Raw genomic sequence first — 18,985 nt, 5'->3', positions numbered from 1 at the left:
CCAGCGGAGCTGGGGTCCTTCTGCGTTTCAGTGCTCGGTGCGCCGACGGCGGGGCGGGGGCGGGAGGGCGTTGCGGTCGGCCTTGCCGTGCGCGGTGGTGGGGATCTCGGCGAGCGGGACGATCCTCGCCGGGACCATGTGCTCGGGCAGGTGCTCGGCGAGGTGCGCGCGCAGGCCGGCCTCGTCGAGGGCGTCCGGGGGCCCGTCGACGGGGACGGCGTAGGCGACCAGGGTGCGGCCCTCGCGCAGCACGGCGACGGCGTGGCGGACGGAGGGGTGGCGGCGCAAGGTCGCCTCGATCTCGCCGAGTTCGACGCGCTGGCCGCGGATCTTGACCTGGGTGTCGATCCGGCCGAGGTAGTCGAGGTGCCCCTCCGGGGCCCAGCGGGCCAGGTCCCCGGTGCGGTAGACCCGTTCGGTGCGGCCGGCGACCGGCAGGTCGACGAAGCGCTCGGCGGTGAGGTCGGGCCGCCCGGCGTAGCCCCGGGCCAGCGAGGGCCCGGCGAGCAGGAGTTCACCGGGGACGCCGACCGGGGCGAGCTCGCCGTACTCGTCCACGACGTAGGCGCGGACGTTGGAGAGCGGGCGGCCGATCGGGACCAGGTCGCCGGTCTCCCGCGGGCGGCACCGCCACCCGGTGACGTCGATGGTGGCCTCGGCGGGGCCGTACATGTTGTGCACCTCGGCCTGCGGCAGGGCGGCGGTCAGGGTGTCGGCGAGCCGCGGCGGCAGCGCCTCGCCGCCGCACAGGACGGTGCGCAGGGTGCTGCACTCCTCGACCCCGGGCTCGGTGACGAACAGGGCGAGCATCGACGGCACGAAGTGGACCATGGTGACGCCGTACCGCCTGACCAGCTCGACCAGGGCCTGCGGGTCGCGGTGCGCCTCCGGCGGCGCCACCGCGAGGGTGGCACCGGCGAGGAAGGCGAGCAGCAGTTCCCAGAGCGAGACGTCGAAGGTGTACGGGGTCTTCTGCAGCAGCACGTCGCCGGGGCCGAGCCGGTGGCGCTCCAGCATGCCGGCCAGCCGGTTGGCGAGGGCGGCGTGGGTCAGCTCGACGCCCTTGGGCTCGCCGGTCGAGCCGGAGGTGAAGATGACGCAGCAGAGCCCGTCGACGACGGACGGCCCGGCGGTGAGGGAGCGCCAGTCCACCGGGGCGCCGACCAGCGCGGTGCCGGTGACCGGGAGGACCGGGACCGGCAGGTCGTCGGGCAGCGGCGCGGCCCCGTCGGTGAGCAGCAGGGCGGCCCGGGTGGACTCCAGCATCCGGCGCAGCCGGGCCGGCGGGTGCTGCGGGTCGAGCGGGACGTACGCGGCGCCGGACAGCAGGATGCCGAGGACGGCGGTGACCAGCTCCGGGCCGCGCCGGGCGGCCAGGCCGACCGCCGTACCGGGGCCGATGCCGCGGCCCCTGAGCCGGCCGGCCAGCACGGCCGCGTCGTCCAGCAGTTGCCGGTAGGTGAGCGCGGTGTCGCCGTACCGCAGGGCGACGGCCTCGGGGGTGCGGGCGGCCTGGCGGCAGATCGCCTCGTGGACGGGGGTGCGCGGGGCCGGGGTCGGGTCGGGGTTGAAGCCGAGCAGCGTCCGGAGGTCGGTGCGGGCGGTCATCCGGCCACCACCTGGGCGGCGATGGCGCGCGGGGTCGGGGAGTCGGCGAGGGCGCCGATGTCGATCGGGGTGCCGAGCCGGCGCTGCACCTGGGAGATCATCCGGATGAAGAGCAGGGACTCGCCGCCCAGGGTGAAGAAGTCGGAGTCGGCGGCGACGTCGGGGACGCCGAGCAGGGTGCGCCAGATGTCGAGGACCAGGGCGAGCGGGTCGTCGGCGTCGACGGCGGCGGGGTCTGCGGCGTTGTCGGCCGCGGGGTCGGCAGACGCGGCCGGGGTCGGCGCGGCCAGCCAGTGCCGGGTGGCGGCGAAGGGGTGGGTGGGCAGGGCGACCCGGGCGGTGGGGGCGCCGGCCCGGACGGCGGCCCAGTCCAGGTCGACGCCGTGCGCCCAGAGCTGCCCGAGGCCGCCGAGCAGCTCACCGCGCCGGGGCTGCAGGGCGACGGTGGCGGCGTCCCGGACGGCCGGGATCTGCCGGGCGCTGCCGATCAGGCCGGTGCCCGGGCCGACCTCGACCAGGACCAGCCGGGAGCGGTCGGCGACCGCCTCCACTGCGGCCTGGTACCGGACCGGGCTGCGCAGTTGCCCGGCCCAGTAGCCCGGCGGGCGGATGCCGCCCTTGGGCAGCACCCGGCCGTCGACGGTGCTGACCACCGGGACGGTGGCGGGCCGGGCCGGGATGCCCGCGGCCACCGTGCCGAGCGCGGTGGCCGCCTCGGCCATCATCCGGGAGTGGAAGGCGCGGCGGGCGGGCAGCGGCCGGTGCGGCACGCCCTCGGCCGCCAGCCGGTCCTGCAGCAGCAGCATCGGCTCGACCGGTCCGGACACCACCGCGACCTCGGGGGCGTTGAGCGAGGCCAGGTCCAGCTCGGGCAGGCCGTCCAGGTGGCGGCGGACCACCGGCTCGGCGGCGAGGACGGCCAGCATCCTGCCCTCCGGGGCGCGCTGCATCAGCGACCCCCGCTCCGCCACCAGCCGGAGCATCTCGGTCAGCGCGAGCTCCCCGGCCAGGGCCGCGGCGGCGAACTCGCCCACCGAGTGGCCGATCAGCGCGGCCGGCCGCACCCCGAAGGAGAGCAGCAGGCGGCCCAGCGCGTACTCGTGCAGGACCAGCGCGGGCTGGGTGAGGTCGGTCCGGTGGACCAGCCCGTCCGGGTCGCTGCCGAGCAGCAGCTCGCGCAGGTCGACGCCGAGCAGGCCCCGGACGTGGTCGGCGCCCCGGTCGAGGTCGGCGGCGAAGCCCGGGTAGCGGTCGTACGGCCAGGCGGACATGCCGGGCGCCTCGGCGCCCTGGCCGGGGAAGAGCAGGACCACCTCGGGCCGGCGCAGCGCGGTGCGGCGGGGGGCCGCGGTCAGCGCCTTGGCCGCGGCCGCCGGGTCGCCGGCGAGGACGGCGAGGCGGTGCGGGAAGTGCCGGCGGTGCTCGCGGGTGGTCACCGCGACGTCGCGCAGCGGCAGTTCGGGGTGGTCGCGCAGGTGGGTCGCGAGCCGTTCGGCGGCGGTGCCCAGCGCCTCCTCGGTACGGGCGGAGACCACCAGCAGCTCCGGGTCCACGCCCGCTTCGGCGGGGGCGGGTTCGGCGGGCTCGGGAGACACTTCCTCGGTGAGGACGAGGTGGACGTTGGTGCCGCCCAGGCCGAAGGAGCTGACCGCGGCGCGGCGCGGCCGACCGGGGGTGGCGGGCCAGTCGCGGGCCACCGTGTCCACGGTGAACGGGCTCTTCGGGTCCAGCAGTTCGGCCCGCGGCTCGGTCAGCCCGGCCAGCGGAGGCAGCTGCCGGTGCCGCAGCGCCAGGACCGCCTTGATCAGGCCCGCCACACCGGCGGCCGCGGACAGGTGCCCGATGTTGGCCTTGACCGAGCCGAGCGAGCAGCCGGCCCCGGTGCCGCCGAACACCTCGTGCAGGGCGGCGAGTTCGATCGCGTCGCCGACCTCGGTGGCGGTGCCGTGCGCCTCCAGGTAGCCGACCGTGCCCGGATCCACCCCGGCCGCCGCGTACGCCCGGGCCAGCACGTCGACCTGGCCCGCCACCCCCGGCGCGGTGTAACCCACCTTGGCGGCACCGTCGTTGTTGACCGCGGACCCGGAGATCAGCGCGAGCACCAGGTCGCCGTCCCGGCGGGCGTCCTCGGCGCGCTTGAGCGCCACCATGCCCACACCGCTGCCGGGCACGGTGCCGTTGGCGCCCGCGTCGAACGGACGGCAGCTGCCGTCCGGCGACATGATGCCCTTCGGCTCGTACTGGTAGCCGGACTCCTGCGGCAGCGCGAGGTAGGCGCCGCCGGCCAGGGCCACGTCGCAGTCGCCCGTGCGCAGGCTCTGGCAGGCCAGGTGCACGGCGGTCAGCGAGGTGGAACAGGCGGTCTGGACGGTGATCGCCGGGCCGCCGAGACCCAGCCGGTACGCGATCCGGGTCGCCAGGTGGTCCTTCTCGTTGGTGAGGACCACGGACAGCAGCCCGTCCGTCTCCAGCACCTCCGGATCGGCCAGGACGTGCTGCTGCAGGTAGTAGTTGAAGCCCGCACCGGCGAACACCCCGACCCGGCCGGGCACGCCGTCGGTGAGCAGGCCCGCGGACTCCAGCGCCTCCCAGGCGGTCTGCAACAACAGCCGCTGCTGGGGGTCCATCAGGTCCGCCTCGCGCGGCGGAACACCGAAGAACGCGGAGTCGAACAGCTCCGGGTCGGCCACGGCACCGCGCACCGGAACGTAGCCCGGGTCGTCCACCCGCTCGGCGGGCACCCCCGCGGCCAGCAGCTCGGCCCGGCCGAGCCGGCTCACGGTGACCCGACCGGCCAGCACGTTCGACCAGTACGCATCCAGGTCGGCGGCGCCGGGGAACCGGCCGGCCATGCCGACGACGGCGATCTCCTGGCTCATCTCGGAACTCCCGTGGTCGTCGTGCGCAGGTGGGCGGCCAGGGCCTGCACGGAGGGGAAGCGGTAGAGGTCGGTCAGCGGGATCGGCCGGCCGCCGAGCCGCTCCTGGAGCCGGCGGCGGACCAGCGCCACGCCCAGCGAGTCGCCGCCCACGTCGAAGAAGCCCTCGTCCGGGTCGAAGTCGTCGGTGCCCAGCACCTCGGCCCAAGCCTCGGAGATCAGCTCCTCCAGGTCGGCGGCGGGCACGGCGGTGGGCACGGCGGCGGGGGCGGATGCGGTCTCGGGCGGTGGTGCGGTGAGCGTGGACGGCGCGGTGAGAGCGGGTGGTGCGGTGAGGAAGGGCGGTGCGGCGAGGGCGGCGAGGGCGCGCAGGTCGACCTTGCCGTTGCGGTCCAGCGGGAAGGCATCCACGGCGAGCCAGCGCTGCGGGCGCTCGTACGGGGCGAGGCCGGGTTCGACCGCCTCGCGGACCGCGGCCAGCAGCCCGTCCGGGGCCTTGACCGCGGCGCACAGCCGCTCGGCGGCCAGGAACACCACGGCGTCCAGCACCCCGGGCTGCTCCCGGATCCGGCGCTCCACGGCCACCGGTTCGACCCGGTGACCGGCGATCTTCACCTGCCGGTCCGCCCGGCCCAGGAAGCGCAGCCGGCCGTCGGCACCCCAGCGGACCAGGTCTCCGGTCCGGTACTCGCGGAGCCCCGCGAGGTCGGTGAACACCTCGGCGGTGCGCTCCGGATCGCCCAGGTAGCCGTCGGCCAGACCCGCACCCGCGGCACGCAGTTCGCCGACCGCGCCCGGCGGCACCGGGCGGCCGGCGGCGTCCACGATCCGCAGCGCCGTACCGCGCACCGGGGAGCCGATCGGGAACGGGTCGGGCACCTCGTGCGCGCCGTCCGCGTGGCAGACCGCGGTGAACGTGGTGTTCTCGGTCGGGCCGTAACCGTTGGTGACCCGGAGGCCGGTGCACCGGCGCAGCACCCGGCGGACGTGGTCCGGCGAGACCACGCCGCCGCCGGTGAACAGCTGCCGCAGGCCCGCGAACGCCTCCGGGCGGTGGTCCGCGACCAGGTGGAACAGGCCGGAGGTCAGCCAGGCGTGGGTGGTGCCGGAGGCCGGCAGGAACGCGGCCAGGCCGGCGGGGGTCGGCTCCTCGGGCGGGTGGACGACCACCGTGCCACCGGTGGCGAGCGGGACCAGCAGCTCCAGGGTGGAGGCGTCGAACGCGAGCGGGGAGAGCCGCAGCATCCGGACACCGGCGGCGGGGTCGGCGAACAGCCGCTCGTCGTCGGCCAGTCGCAACACCGCGCGGTGCGGCACGACGACGCCCTTGGGCTCGCCGGTGGTGCCGGAGGTGAAGGAGATGTACGCCGCCGCCCCGGCACGGGCGCCGGCAGCAGCCGGAACCCCCTCCGGGAGGAGGGCCACCGGGGATCCCTGCGGGACGGCAGGCGTGCCGCCTGACGACGGACCGGCCAGAACGGCCGGGACGGCGGCTGCGTGGTCGGCCGCTGTGGGCTGGGCCGGCTCCGGGAAGGTGGCGGGTGGGCAGGTGGGGACGGCGGTGAGGGCGGGGTCGTCGGGGGTGCCGCCGATGCGGGCGGTGGGGGTGGTGGTGGCGGCGATCCGGGCACGGCGGTCGGCGGGGACGCCGGGGTCGACGGCGACGTAGGCGGCGGGCAGGCTGAGCACGCCGAGGACGGCGACGGCCTCGGCCGCGGAGCGGGGCAGTTCCAGCACCACCCGGTCGCCGGGGCGGACGCCGACCTCGCGCAGCCGCTCGGCCTGGGCGAGGGCGTGGGCATGGAGTTGACGGTACGTCAGAGTGACACCGGCATACGGGTCGTCGACGGCGAGCGCGTCGGGCCGGCTCGCGGCCTGCTGCTCGAAGCGGGTCCACAGGTCGTCGTCGGTGGCGAACGGGGTGCCGTCGCCGAGTTCGGCGAGTCTGCGGTGCTGGGCGGCGGAGAGGCCGGTGACCTCGTCGATCGGCCGGTCGGGCCGGGCGGCGAGTTCGGCGAGGACGGCCCGGAAGGATTCGGTGAGCTCGCCGGCGTCGGCCGCGCTCTGGGCGGAGCTCGCGTACTCCACGGCCAGGCGGGGCCGCCGCGACCAGTCCTGGACGAACAGCAGGGCGTCGAAGACCGATCCGTGGCAGTGGCCCTCGTGCACCTGCCACCGGCTGCCGTCCGCCGTGTCGAAGCTGTCGGGGACCAGGTCGTGGTGGGCGGCGAAGCCGATCTGGGCGACCGGGTTGCGGCTGCCGTCGACCTCTCCGGCGAGGGCGCCGACGACGTGGGCGAAGGGCAGGTCGGCGTCGGTGACGGCGTCGGCGAGCGCGGCGGCGGTGGCGCGGACGTAGTCGGTGGCGGTCTGCCGCCCGCCGGTGCGGCAGCGGACCGGGACGATCCGGGTGCAGAGGGCGACGAGGTCGGCCATGCCGGCCTCGGACCGGCCGGAGGCGGCGACGCCGAGCAACAGGTCATCAGTGGCGGCGCGGCGGGCGGCGGCGAGGGCCCAGGCGGCGAGCAGGACGGAGGTGACGGTGGTGCGGGCGTGCCGGGCGAGCCGTTCGACGGCGTCGGCGAGCGCGGGTTCGAGTGCGAGGAGCAGCCGTTCGCCGCGTCCGTCGGCCTCCTCGGCGCGGGGGTGGTCGCCGGGGAGGGCGGCGACCAGCGGGGCGCCGGCCAGCCTGGCGGTGACCCGGTCGGTGGCGGCGGCGAGCGTGCCGTCGGCCTCCTTGGCGGCGAGCCGGGTGGCGGTCCAGTCCGGGGAGGGCGCGGTGGCGGGCAGCACGGCCGGGCCGTCCTGGTGGAGCCGGGCGAACTCGCGCCACAGCACGCCGATGCTCCAGCCGTCGGCCAGCACGTGGTGCACCAGGACGGTGAGCAGGGTCCGCTCCCCCGTGTCGGTGCGGACGAAGACCACCGGCGGCTGTTCGAAAGGGCGCAGCAGTTCGGCGGCGCGCCGTCCGTACAGCTCGTGGACGGCGCGGACAGGGTCGGTGCCGTCGGGCAGTCGCTGGTGGAGCAGGCGCGGGGTGTGGCCGGCGGGCAGGACGGTCCGGCGGGCGCCCCCGGCGTGCTCGGTGAACAGGGTGCGCAGCGACTCGTGCCGGGCGGTGAGGGCGTGAAGGGCGGCCTGCGTGCGGTCGGGGTCGAGCGGGCCGTCCGGCTGCAGGGTGAACATCAGGTGGTAGGCCTGGTCGCGGCCGGCCAGGTGGGCGGCGAGCATGGCCTTCTGACCGGGCAGCAGCTCCCGGTCGCGGGGTTCGGCGCCGGCCGGGCGCGGGGCGGGGTCGGTGCGGACGTACGCCCGGGCTCCGGCCAGCGCCTCGGCCAGCGGGAGGGTGCCGAGCAGCCGGGCCACCTCGACGTCCCGGGCGAGGTGGCGCTGGCCGTCCGCGGTGAGGGCGATGGCCTGCAGGGAGGTGCCGCCGAGCGCGGTGAAGGACTCCTGCCGGGAGCGGGCCGCGACCTCCTCGGCCGGGAGGCCGAGGAGGTCGACGAGCAGCGGGATCCACGCGGCGAGCGGGGTCCGGGTGTCGAGCGGGGTGTCCGGCACGGTCATGCCCGGCCGCCTTCGGCGACGCGCTCCGGCGCGGCCTGGACGGCGACGGCCAGCAGGTCGCCGTAGCGCGGGTTCTCCAGCACGTCGGTGAGCTCGACGGCGAGGCCGAGGTCCTGCCGGATCAGGGTGGACAGCCGGAGTGCGGCGAGCGAGTGCCCGCCGAGGTCGAAGAAGTCGTCGTCGGGGTCGACCTCGTCGACGCCGAGGACCTCCATCCAGAGCTGCGCGAACCCGGTGGCGGGTGCCGTGTCCTGGTGCTCTCTCATCACGGGTGCCTCTCCGTGGTCGCGGTGGGGATGTCGAGGTAGTGGCGGGTGGGGGTGAAGGAGTAGCCGGGGGCGGGGATCCGGCGCAGTCCCCGGTCGAGTTCGGGGTCCCAGGGCCCGCCGATGCCCATCTCCCAGAGCAGGCCGACGGTGGCGAGCAGCCGGTCGTAGCCGTTGGAGAGCGGTGGCAGCTCCACGTCGACGCGGGCCAGCGCCTGGGTGTTGATCTCCACCCAGGCGGCCACGTCGGGCCCGGTGTCCGGCTGTCTGAACTCGCGGTCGTGCGGTTCGTACAGCCGGGCCGTCCAGTAGTCGAGGTCGGCGGCCTGGTCGGCGCCGACGGGGGTGCCGTCCGGGGTGTACAGCGGGACGGCGGCCGGGGCGGGGCGGATGCCGTCGCGCGGCCGGCGCAGGACGAGGCCGATCGCTTCGGTGAAGGTCAGCACCTCGGCGGCGCAGGCCGCGGAGAGTGCGCCGATGCCCTGGCCGGTCAGGGCCGCCGGGCGGACGCCGCGCCGGCGCAGCGCGTCCACCCAGCCCATGGCGAGCGCGAACCGGAGCGCCAGGTGCCGGGTGTCGTGGTCGTACTCGCCCTCGGGGAGCCGCAGTTCGGCGTAGCCCCGGTCGACGATCGCCCGGAAGTGCGGGTCCAGGTTGTAGGTGTGCGGGCTGCCGGGCACCCGGCCGCCGCCGGTGAAGTAGTAGGCGACGCCGCGCTCGGCGTTGTGCGGGCGGGCCCGGCGGACCGGGCGGAGCGGCTTGAGCTCCTCGTCGGGGGTGCGGACCAGGCAGCCGCGCCAGGGGAACTCGACCCGGCCGGTGCGGAGGGTGAAGCCGAGGTCGGGCAGGTCCTCGGGGGGCAGGTCGGCGAGGTGCTCGTTCAGCCGCGCCAGTCCGCGGGTGGCGGCGTCCTCGGTCTTCGCGGAGACCAGCACCAGTTCGCTGGCGGGGCGGCGCCGGCGGCCGGTCCGGTGGACGGGCGGGGCCTCCTCCAGCACGACGTGGGTGTTGGTGCCGCCAATGCCGAAGGAGCTGACGCCGGCCCGGCGGATCCCGTCGATCGCGGGCCACTCGGCGGCCTCGGTGGGCACGTAGAGCACCGACTTGTCCAGGTCCAGGGCCGGGTTGGCCTCGGTGAAGCGGGCGACCGGCGGGATGGTCCGGTGCCGCAGGGCGAGGACGGTCTTCACGAGGCCGGCCACGCCGGCCGCGGTGTCCAGGTGCCCCATGATCGACTTGAGCGCGCCGAGTGCGACCGGCTGCCGGTCCGGCCGGTCGGTGTCGAAGACCGCGCGCAGCGCGGAGACCTCGATCGGGTCGCCGAGGATGGTGCCGGTGCCGTGCGCCTCGATCAGGCCGACGGCGTCCGGTTCGAGGCCGGCGACGGCCAGCGCGGCGCGGATCGCGGCGGCCTGGCCGTCGGCGCCGGGGGCGGTGAAGCCCGCCTTGCGGGATCCGTCGTTGAGCGCGGCGGTGCCGGCGATCACCGCGTGCACGGTGTCGCCGTCCCGGAGCGCGTCCTCCAGCCTCTTGAGCACGACGACGGCGCCGCCGTCCGCGCCCACGGTGCCCCGGGCGGCGCGGTCGAACGGCCGGCAGCGGCCGTCGGGCGAGAGGATCCCGCCGGGTTCGTGGAGGTGGCCGCGCCGGGTGGGCGGGGCGACCGAGGCGGCGCCGGCCAGGGCGAGGTCGGCCTCGTAGGTGAGCAGGTTCTGCACCGCCAGGTGGACCGCGACCAGCGAGGTGGAGCAGGCGGTCTGGACGGTGAACGCGGCGCCCTGGAGGTTGAGCTTGTAGGCGATCCGGGTGGCGGCGTAGTCCTTGTCGCTGGAGCTGAGGATCTGCAGGCCGCCCGCGGCCTTCACGGCGCGCTTGTTGGGCCACAGGACGTCGAGCAGGTAGGCGTTCAGTCCGGTGCCGACGTGCACGGCGACCCGGTTGCCGTCCGGGGCGATCGGCGGGTGGCCGGCGTGTTCCAGGGCGCTCCAGGCACACTCCAGCAGGACGCGCTGCTGCGGGTCCATCAGGACGCTGTCCTGCGGCGAGTAGCCGAACAGCCGGCCGTCGAAGCAGTCGTGGTCCTCGATCACCGAGCGGGCGGGGACGAAGTCCGGGTGGTCGATCACCTCCTCCGGGCAGCCCCAGCCCCGCAGCTGCTCGCGGTCGAAGAAGCTCATCGCCTCGACGCCGTGCTCGATGTTGTGCCAGAAGCGGTCCAGGTCCCGTCCGGCGCCGGGCAGCCGGATCCCCATCCCGATGATGGCGATCCGGTCCTGTCCCAGGTCGTCAGGCATGCTCGTCCCCTCTGCTCAGTCGCCGCCGGCGGGCGAGCTGTTCGCGGCCCTGCCGGCGTTGTGCGAGCTGTTCGTCGGCGGCGGGCGCGGTCGGCGCCGGCCGGAAGTGGGCGGCGCAGGCCGCCGCCGTGCCGAAGCGGAAGAGGTCGGTCACCGAGATCTCCAGGCCGATCTCCGCCATCCGCTGCTGCACCGTGATCAGGGCGAAGCTGTGGCCGCCCACGTCGAAGAAGTTGTCGCCGGCCTCCAGGTCCGGGCGACGCAGCACCTCGGCCCAGATCGCCCGGATCCGCTCGGTCAGTGACCGGTCGCCGGACCGGTGCTCGGCGGACGCGGCGGACGCGGGAGCCGGGGCGGCCGGGGCGGGGCCGGCGGCCTCGGCGAGCAGCCGCCGGGAGTCGATCTTCCCGTTGGCGTTCAGCGGGATCCGCTCCACCGGGACGATCCGGGAGGGCACCAGGTAGCCGGGGAGCTCCTCGCGGACCAGGGCGCGCAGTTCGCGTTCCCCGAGGGCGGGGTCCGCGACCACGAAGGCGACCAGTTCGTCGGCCTCGGCCGCGGCCACGCAGGAGCGCACGCCCGCCTGGCGCAGGAACGCGGCCTCCACGTCGGCGAGTTCCACCCGGAAGCCGCGGATCTTGACCTGGGCGTCCTCCCGGCCGAGGTAGACCAGCCGCCCGTCCGGCGCCCACAGCGCGAGGTCGCCGGTCCGGTAGAGGGTGCCCGGGGCGTACGGGTCGGCGCCGAAGCGGGCGGCGGTGAGCTCGGGCATGCCGAGGTACCCGGCGGCGACCAGGTCGCCGCCGACGTACAGCTCGCCGGGCACGTTGACGCCGGTGGGCCGCCGCCGGCCGTCCAGGACGTAGCAGCGGGCGGAGGGCAGCGGCACGCCGATGTCGCCGTCCCGCACCTCGCCGAGGTCGGCGGCCGGGACCTGGGCGACGGTGACGTGGATGGTGCCCTCGGTGATCCCGTACATGTTGACGAAGACCGCGGGCATCCGCTCCGGGTCGACCAGCGAGGCCAGTCGGGACCAGCTCAGCGCCTCGCCCGCCAGCACCACGTACCGCACCGGGGACTTGCCCGGTCCGAGCGTGTCGAAGAACGGCGGGAGCAGGCGGTAGAGGGCGCCGGGGGTGAGGCTGAGCACCGTGACCTGCTCGGTGTGCGCCAGCCGGGCCAGCCGCGACGGGTCGACCAGGTCGGCCTGGTCGGCGACGACCAGCCGGGCGCCGGAGGACAGCGCGCCCCACATCTCCCAGACCGAGACGTCGAAGGAGAAGGAGTGGGCGCCCAGCCAGCGGTCGCCGGGGCCGGTCTCCAGGCCGGCCGGGGTGGGGTCGCAGAGCGCGTTCAGGCCGCGGTGACGGACCATCACGCCCTTGGGCACGCCGGTGGAGCCGGAGGTGTAGATGAGGTAGGCGAGGTCGTCCGGCGCGGGCAGCGCCCCGTCCGCCGGGGTCGGCCCGTCCAGGGTGGTGGCGTCCAGCAGGGTGCGCTCCCCCGCCAGCTCGCGGGCCGGGCCGAGGGTTGCGGGCTCGACCAGCAGGGTGGCGGGCGCGGCGCTGGCCAGGATCAGTTCCAGCCGCGGCCGGGGGTACTCGGGGTCGAGCGGGACGTACACCCCGCCGGCCTTCCACACGCCGAGGATCGCGGCGACCACGACGGGCGAGCGGCCGAGCAGCAGGCCGACCCGGTCGCCGCGGCCCACGCCGGCGGCGGCCAGCCCGGCGGCGATCCGGTCGGACCAGCGGTCCAGTTCGCCGTACGAGACGCTCGTCCCCCGGTGCACCAGCGCCACCGCGTCCGGGGTACGGGCCGCGTGGCCGACGAACGCGCCCAGGACGGAGGGGTGTTCGGCCGCCCGCTCGGGGACGGGCGGGTTCCACCCGACGGTGAGGCGGTGGTGCTCGTCCGGCGCGACCAGGTCCGGCTCGCCGTCGCCGACGACGGCGGCGAGCAGGGTGTGGTACTGGTCCAACAGCCGTTCGGCGGTGGCCGGTTCGAACAGCTCGGTGGAGTACTCGACGCGCAGGAACGGGGTCCGGGTCGAGACGTCCAGGGTGAGCGCGAGGTCGAACTTGGCCGCCTCGATCTCCACGTCCACCTCGGTGGTGCGCAGCCCGGCGAACTCCGGCACGGTGAAGCTGAAGTTCTGCACCGTCAGCATGGTCTGGAACAGCGGCGCGTGGCTGAGCTGCCGCTCCCCGCCGACGGCCCGCACGATCTGCTCGAACGGCACGTCCTGGTGGCCCAGCGCGGTGAGCGCGGTGCGCCAGGTGCGGGCGGTCAGCGCGGCGAAGTCCGGGTCCCCGGTGAGGTCGACCCGGATCGGCAGGGTGTTGACCAGGCAGCCGACCAGCCGCTCCTCCTCCTCGTCCAGCCGGTTGGCGACCGGGACGCCGATCACCACCTCCTGCTGCCGGGCGTACGCGGCCAGCACCTTGGCGTACGCGGTGAGCGCGACGCCGAACAGGGTCGTGCCGCGCTCCTTGGCCCAGGCGGTCAGGGCGCCGATCAGCTCCGGATCGACGGGGCGGCGCAGCACCGCGCCGGCGAAGCTCAGCACGCCCGGCCGGGGGTGGTCGGTGCGGAGGGTCAGCCGGGGCGCGTCGGCCAGCGTCCGGTGCCAGTGGTCGAGCCGCCGGGTGTTCTTCGACCAGAGCGCGCGCTGCGCCCGGGCGTAGTCCAGGTAGCTCGGTCCGGCGGGCGCGCCGGCGCCGGTGGAGTACTCCTCGGCGAGGTCGTCGAGGAGCAGCCCGACCGCCCAGCCGTCGCAGGCGATGTGGTGGACCAGCACCACCAGGGCGTGCTGGTCCGCGGTCCAGGAGACCACGTGGGCGCGCAGCACCCGCCCGGCGGCCAGGTCGAACGGCCGGGCCGCCTCGGCGGCGACCAGGGCGCGCAGTTCGGCGTCCTGGCCGGCCCGGTCGGCGGGGCCGGCGTCCCGCAGGGTGATCTCCGGCTCCGCCTGTTCGGCCACCCGCTGGACCAGCTCGCCGTCCCGGACGGCGAATCCGGTCCGCAGCACCTCGTGCTTGGCGGCCACCCGGTGCAGCGCGTCGCGCAGCGCGGCCCGGTCCAGGGCGCCCTCCATGCGCAGCGCGAAGGCGACCACGTAGGCGGGGTTGCCGGGCTGGAGTTCGTTGAGGAAGTAGAAGCGCTCCTGGGTGAAGGAGGCGCGGCCGACGCCGGTCATACCGTCTCCTCCGCGGCCGCGGGGGCCTCGGCCCCGGCCTCGGCGGACTTGGCCGCCATCGCCTCGGCGCTGCGGCGGGCGGCCGGTCCGATCAGCAGCGCGGCGGCGACCATCAGGCCGGCGACCGCCATCCAGCCCCAGAAGCCCTGGGCGATGACCAGTCCGGACAGCAGGACCGGGCCGGCCACGTTCTGTCCGGCCACGTGCAGGTCGAAGGCGCCCAGGTACTCGCCCGCGGCGTGCTTGGGGGCGAGTCCGAAGGCCAGGCCCCAGGCGGAGGACGCCTGCATCACCTCGGCCACCGACAGCGCGAGCACGGTGGCGACGACGGCGGCGGCGGCCAGCACGGCGTCGTGCCACACCGCGGTGACCGACACGGCGGCGCAGCCGGCCGCGATCCACAGGCCGGCCCGTCGGCCCGTGGCGGCGGCGCCGGCCACCGTCTCCGCGCCCCGGCTGGCCCTGACCTGGAAGAAGATGACGAACACCGTGTTGATCACCAGCAGCAGCGGGACCAGGAAGGGCCGGACGCCCGTCTCGGTGAGGGTCCACAGCGGGAGCACCACCATCAGCAGGCTGATGTGCGAGGCGAGCACGGCGGACAGCCCGACCACGCTCAGGTAGCGCAGGTCCCGCACCGCGCCGAACAGGCGGGGCCGGCGGGCGGTACCGGTCGGGGCGCCGGCCGGCAGCCGGGTGACCAGCACGGCCGCCGCCCCCAGCAGGACCGCGGAGCCGATCGGGATCAGCACCAGCAGCCGCTCGCTCAGCGCGGCGACGGCGGCGACGCCGATGCCGGCGCTGAAGCCGATGTTGAACACCGAGCGCATCATGGCGTTCAGCCGGACCCGTTCGCCGTCCGGCACCAGGGTGGCGACGATCGCGCTCTCGGTGGGTCCGGTGCCGTAGTCGAGGAAGGCGATCAGCACCACCAGGACGTAGAACTCGGTGGCGGTGGAGACCAGCGAGTACAGGCCGAAGCCCACCGCGACCAGGCCGACCAGCGCGCACAGCAGGGTCCGCTTGTGCACCCGGTCGGCGATCATGCCGAACAGCACCGAGGAGACCAGTCCGGCGAAGCCCGACGCGGACAGGCCGAGGCCGACCTGACCGGCCGACAGCCCGACGTGCAGGGTGAAGTAGACGACGCTGCCGCTGAGGAAGACGCCGCGGCCGGTCGCGCCGGCGAAGCGGATCGCCAGCAGTCGGCGGCGGAGCGGGTCGGCGGGGATCAGCCGGGCGAGCCGGCCGGCCGGCACGGAATCGTTCTCGGTCACGTCAGCACTTCCAGAGCAAGCAACGGGATCATCACCAATCGGCAGGCGGCGGAGGATCTTCGACGCGATCAACGCCGGACAGCCTGGCGGACCGGCGTTCAAGTCCGATGGAAGGTCTGTGCAAGTCGTGTTCAAGCGGTGTGCGGCATGCACCGCTCATTGACGGGAACTGTTCAATGTGGGTTCAATCACACCGCAGACCGCGCGAGTCCTTCGGGGGAGTCATGGCCGGTGGCACGATCTGGTTCGGCCTCCTGGGGCCCCTGGAGATCCGCGTCGCAGGCTCGACGGTCACCGTGCCGTCCCGCGTCCGGGTCCTGCTGGCGAGCCTGCTGTGCCGTCCCAACCAGACCGTCGGGGTGGAGGAACTCGCCGACGCCGTCTGGGGCAACGAGCCGCCCCGGGCCGCCGGGGCCACCCTGCGCAGCCACGTCCTGCGGCTGCGTCGGCTGCTCGGCGAGGCGGCCGTACGGATCGAGACCACCGGCTCCGGCTACCGGATCGACCTGGACCCGCACACCGAACTGGACGCCACCATCTTCGGCGCGCACGGCGAGGCGGCCCGCGCCGCCGCCCGGCGCGGCGACTGGCAGACCGTCTCCCGCTCGACCGCCGCCGCGCTGGACCTGTGGCGCGGCGTCCCGCTCTCCGACGTCCCCTCCGACCCGCTGCACCGCGACGAGGTGCCGGGCTGGCTGGAGGCCCGGATCGAGCTGACCGAACTCGCCGCCCGGGCCGACCTGCGGCTGGGCCGCACCGCCGAGGCCGTCCGGGTGCTGCGCCGGCTGGCCGCCGAGGAACCGCACCGCGAGGGCGTGCACGCGCTGCTGATCGAGGCCCTGGCGGCGGCCGGGCGGCGCGCCGAGGCGCTCGCGGTCTACCGCCGGCTGCGGGCCGCGCTCGCCGCCGACCTCGGCATCGAGCCCGGCCCGCAGATCGCCGCCCTCCACCAGCGGCTGCTCGGCCCGGCCGGCCCGGCCGCCGCGCACACCCGGTACGGGCCCGCCCCCGGCGAGCCGGCCGCCCCGGCCGGCCGGACCCCGCCCGGCCCGGTCACCGTCCTGCGCCAACTCCCGGCCGACCTGGCGACCTTCACCGGGCGCGGCGCCGAACTCGCGGCGCTGCTCGACGCAGCGGCCGGACCGGTCGGCTCGCCCGCCACCGTCCAGGTCACCGCGATCGAGGGCATGGCCGGGGTCGGGAAGACCCGCCTCGCGGTCCGCGCGGCCCACGAGCTGGCCCGGGCCGGCCGGTTCAGCCAGCTCCAGTTCTACGTCGACCTGCGCGGCTTCGACCCGGACCACGAACCGCTGGACCCGGCCGACGTCCTGGACGGGCTGCTGCGCGCGCTCGGCGTGGACGAGGCCCGGGTGCCCGCCGGGCTGGACGACCGCGCCGCGCTGTTCCGCGACCGCCTGCACGGCCGCGAGGCACTGCTGCTGCTGGACAACGCCGCCGACGAGCCGCAGGTCCGCCCGCTGGTCCCGGCCGGGCCGGGCTGCCTGGTGCTGGTCACCAGCCGGCGCCGGCTGGCCGGCCTGGACGGCGCGACCACGCTGGCACTCGACCCGCTCGGCCCGCACGAGGCCGTCGACCTGCTGGCCGCCGTCGCCGGGCCCGAGCGGATCGCCACCGCCCCCGAGGCCGCCCGGCACATCGCCCGGCTCTGCGGCCGGCTCCCGCTCGCCCTGGCGCTGGCCGCCTCCCGGCTGCGCGCCCGGCCCGCCTGGGGCCTGCCCGACCTGGCCGAACACCTGGAGGTCGGCGGCCTGCGGGCGATCGCGGCCGGCGACCGCTCGCTGCGCACCGCCTTCGAGCTCTCCTACCGGCGGCTGCCGGAGCCCGGCCGGCGGTTCTTCCGGATGCTCGCGGCCCACCCGGGCCGCGACTACACCGCGCGTTCGACCGCCGCGGCCGCCGCGCTCGACCCGGCCGCCGCCTGCGCGGAGCTGGAGGCGCTGGTCGACGAGAACCTGCTGCTCCAGGACCTGCCCGGGCACTACCGGCTGCACGACCTGCTGCACGCGTTCGCCCGCGAAGCGGCGGCCGCCGAGAGTCAACTCGCCTGAATGGTAAATAAACTGAAAAGCTTTCATCATCGTGAGGTATTCCGCTGAGCGGACGGCAGTGCCACGCTGACCGGGTTTGCCCGACACCCGAGGAGGTACATCCTTGTTGCGGCTCCGTATGCCCGCGGCGGCGGTGGCACTGGCCGGCGCGCTCGCCCTGGTCGCCGGTTCGGCCGGGGCGGCCACGGCCGACCCCGCACCGGTGGCGCCGAAGGTCGACCCGGTGGCGTGGACCCCGTGCAATCCCGATCCGTCCAAGCCGGACCCGGGGATCTACGACTGCGCCGTCTACCCCGTGCCGTTGGACTACGCCCACCCGAACGGCGAGAAGATCGGCATCGCGATGATGCGCCGCCGGGCCGCCGACCCGGCGAAGCGGATCGGCTCGCTCTTCCTCAACCCCGGCGGCCCCGGCGGCAGCGGCTACCTGTGGGCCACCACCACCCGGTTCGAGAAGCGGGTGACGGACAGCTTCGACCTGGTCGGCTTCGACCCGCGCGGCGTGGCCCGCAGCAACCCGCTGCGCTGCTTCACCACCACCGAGGACGCCGACGCGGTCTTCAACCGGATGACCGGCGTGCCCGTCACCGCGACCGAGATCGGCGACACCCTCGCCGCGACCCGCGACTACACCACCGCGTGCGGCCGCAACGCCGGCCCGCTGATCGAGCACATGTCCACCATGAACGTGGTGCGCGACCTCGACCGGATGCGCCAGGCCGTCGGCGACAGGCAGCTGACCTTCGCCGGCTTCTCCTACGGCACGCTGATCGGCGCCACCTACGCCAACATGTACCCGAGCAAGGTCCGCGCGGTGATCGTCGACGGCAACGTCGACCCGCAGCTGCGCCTGCACAACGGCCTGGAGTACGACCGGCAGCGCGCCGCCGGCGGCTTCGAGCTGGCGCTGGACGAGTACCTGCGCCGCTGCGCGGCGGTCGGCGCGCCGCGCTGCGCGTTCGGCGCCGGCGACACCCGGGCCAAGTTCGACGCCATCCGCGACCACCTGCGGACCGGCCCGGTGACGCTGCCGAACGGCTCGGTGGTCACCCTGTCGACCTTCACGAGCGAGGTCGCCAACGCGCTGTACGCGCAGACCCGGCAGGCCCCGCTGGCCCGCTCGCTGCAGGCCCTGCAGCAGGTGATCTCCCCGGCGCAGACCTTCGGCCTCGCGGCCGAGCCGCAGGTCCCGGTGGCGGAGGCCGAGGCGCTGGCCGTGGCGGCCCCGAACGCGCTCCGCGAGGTCCCGGCGGACACCCCGTACACCTCGGACGACTCCTACTACGGCGTCAACTGCCAGGACAAGCCGTACCCGTCGAACCCGAAGGTGTTCGCCAACATCGCCCGCGCCTGGGAGATCGAGGCGCCGACCTTCGGCCGCTACCAGGCCTTCGACGCGCCGGCCTGCGCGACCTGGCCGGCCCCGGCCCGCGAGGTCGAGCGGTACGCGGGCCCGTGGAACCGGCACACCGCCAACCCGCTGATGGTGATCGGCAACCTCTACGACCCGGCCACCCAGTACCGGTTCGCGCAGAACATGCAGCGCGAGCTGGACAGCGCGGTGCTGGTGACCGTCGACGTGATCGAGCACTGCGCGGTCGGCCGCTCCAAGGCGCTGAACGCGCTGGTCACCTCCTACCTGGTGGACCAGGCCGTGCCGGCGCCGGGCCAGGTGCTCAAGCCGGACCTGGACCCGTTCCCGGCCGTCTGACCGGACGGGGACACGCAAGCCGCCGGGGGGGGGGGGGGGGGGGGGGGGGGGGGGGGGGGGGGGGGGGGGGGGGGGGGGGGGGGGGGGGGGGGGGGGGGGGGGGGGGGGGGGGGGGG

Annotated in this window: 9 protein-coding genes; 2 read left to right on the top strand and 7 right to left on the bottom strand. The window is 75.8% G+C overall.

Annotated features, from left to right (window positions below; all coding sequences use genetic code 11):
* Positions 1–27: 27 nt before the first annotated feature.
* Genes ACGFX4_RS27650 through ACGFX4_RS27620 form a run of 7 tightly spaced genes read right to left on the bottom strand, consistent with a single transcriptional unit; the run spans position 28 to position 15,089 of the window.
* Positions 28–1,608 (bottom strand): amino acid adenylation domain-containing protein, encoded by a 1,581-nt coding sequence (locus ACGFX4_RS27650; protein WP_393079703.1) that lies wholly within the window; start codon positions 1,606–1,608, stop codon positions 28–30.
* The gene (locus tag ACGFX4_RS27645) at positions 1,605–4,487 is read right to left on the bottom strand and encodes a type I polyketide synthase (protein WP_393079701.1); all 2,883 of its coding nucleotides are present in this window, start codon (positions 4,485–4,487) and stop codon (positions 1,605–1,607) included. The genes ACGFX4_RS27650 and ACGFX4_RS27645 overlap by 4 nt, the downstream gene beginning before the upstream one ends.
* Positions 4,484–8,053: an amino acid adenylation domain-containing protein gene (locus ACGFX4_RS27640; protein WP_393079698.1), complete on the bottom strand. Its 3,570-nt coding sequence runs from the start codon at positions 8,051–8,053 to the stop codon at positions 4,484–4,486. Before ACGFX4_RS27640 ends, ACGFX4_RS27645 begins: the two co-directional genes overlap by 4 nt.
* Positions 8,050–8,319: an acyl carrier protein gene (locus ACGFX4_RS27635; RefSeq protein WP_393079696.1), complete on the bottom strand. Its 270-nt coding sequence runs from the start codon at positions 8,317–8,319 to the stop codon at positions 8,050–8,052. Before ACGFX4_RS27635 ends, ACGFX4_RS27640 begins: the two co-directional genes overlap by 4 nt.
* The gene (locus ACGFX4_RS27630; protein WP_393079693.1) at positions 8,319–10,613 is read right to left on the bottom strand and encodes a beta-ketoacyl synthase N-terminal-like domain-containing protein; all 2,295 of its coding nucleotides are present in this window, start codon (positions 10,611–10,613) and stop codon (positions 8,319–8,321) included. The genes ACGFX4_RS27635 and ACGFX4_RS27630 overlap by 1 nt, the downstream gene beginning before the upstream one ends.
* Complete coding sequence (locus ACGFX4_RS27625; protein WP_393079690.1) at positions 10,606–13,812, bottom strand: amino acid adenylation domain-containing protein; 3,207 nt, start codon at positions 13,810–13,812, stop codon at positions 10,606–10,608. The genes ACGFX4_RS27630 and ACGFX4_RS27625 overlap by 8 nt, the downstream gene beginning before the upstream one ends.
* On the bottom strand, positions 13,809–15,089 hold the full coding sequence (locus ACGFX4_RS27620; RefSeq protein ID WP_393079687.1) for an MFS transporter: 1,281 nt from the start codon (positions 15,087–15,089) through the stop codon (positions 13,809–13,811). The genes ACGFX4_RS27625 and ACGFX4_RS27620 overlap by 4 nt, the downstream gene beginning before the upstream one ends.
* Before the next feature lie 224 nt (positions 15,090–15,313).
* On the opposite strand from ACGFX4_RS27620, the gene ACGFX4_RS27615 reads away from it, so the two are divergent.
* Both ACGFX4_RS27615 and ACGFX4_RS27610 read left to right on the top strand, forming a co-directional pair.
* Complete coding sequence (locus ACGFX4_RS27615; RefSeq protein WP_393079685.1) at positions 15,314–17,158, top strand: BTAD domain-containing putative transcriptional regulator; 1,845 nt, start codon at positions 15,314–15,316, stop codon at positions 17,156–17,158.
* Between the two features lie 103 nt (positions 17,159–17,261).
* Positions 17,262–18,869 (top strand): alpha/beta fold hydrolase, encoded by a 1,608-nt coding sequence (locus ACGFX4_RS27610; protein ID WP_393079682.1) that lies wholly within the window; start codon positions 17,262–17,264, stop codon positions 18,867–18,869.
* Positions 18,870–18,985 lie beyond the last annotated feature (116 nt).

The sequence above is a fragment of the Kitasatospora sp. NPDC048365 genome, from assembly GCF_043200835.1.
Lineage (GTDB): Bacteria > Actinomycetota > Actinomycetes > Streptomycetales > Streptomycetaceae > Kitasatospora > Kitasatospora terrestris.
Note: the sequence above shows the minus strand (reverse complement) of the source record. Positions and strands in the feature narration are given on the sequence as shown.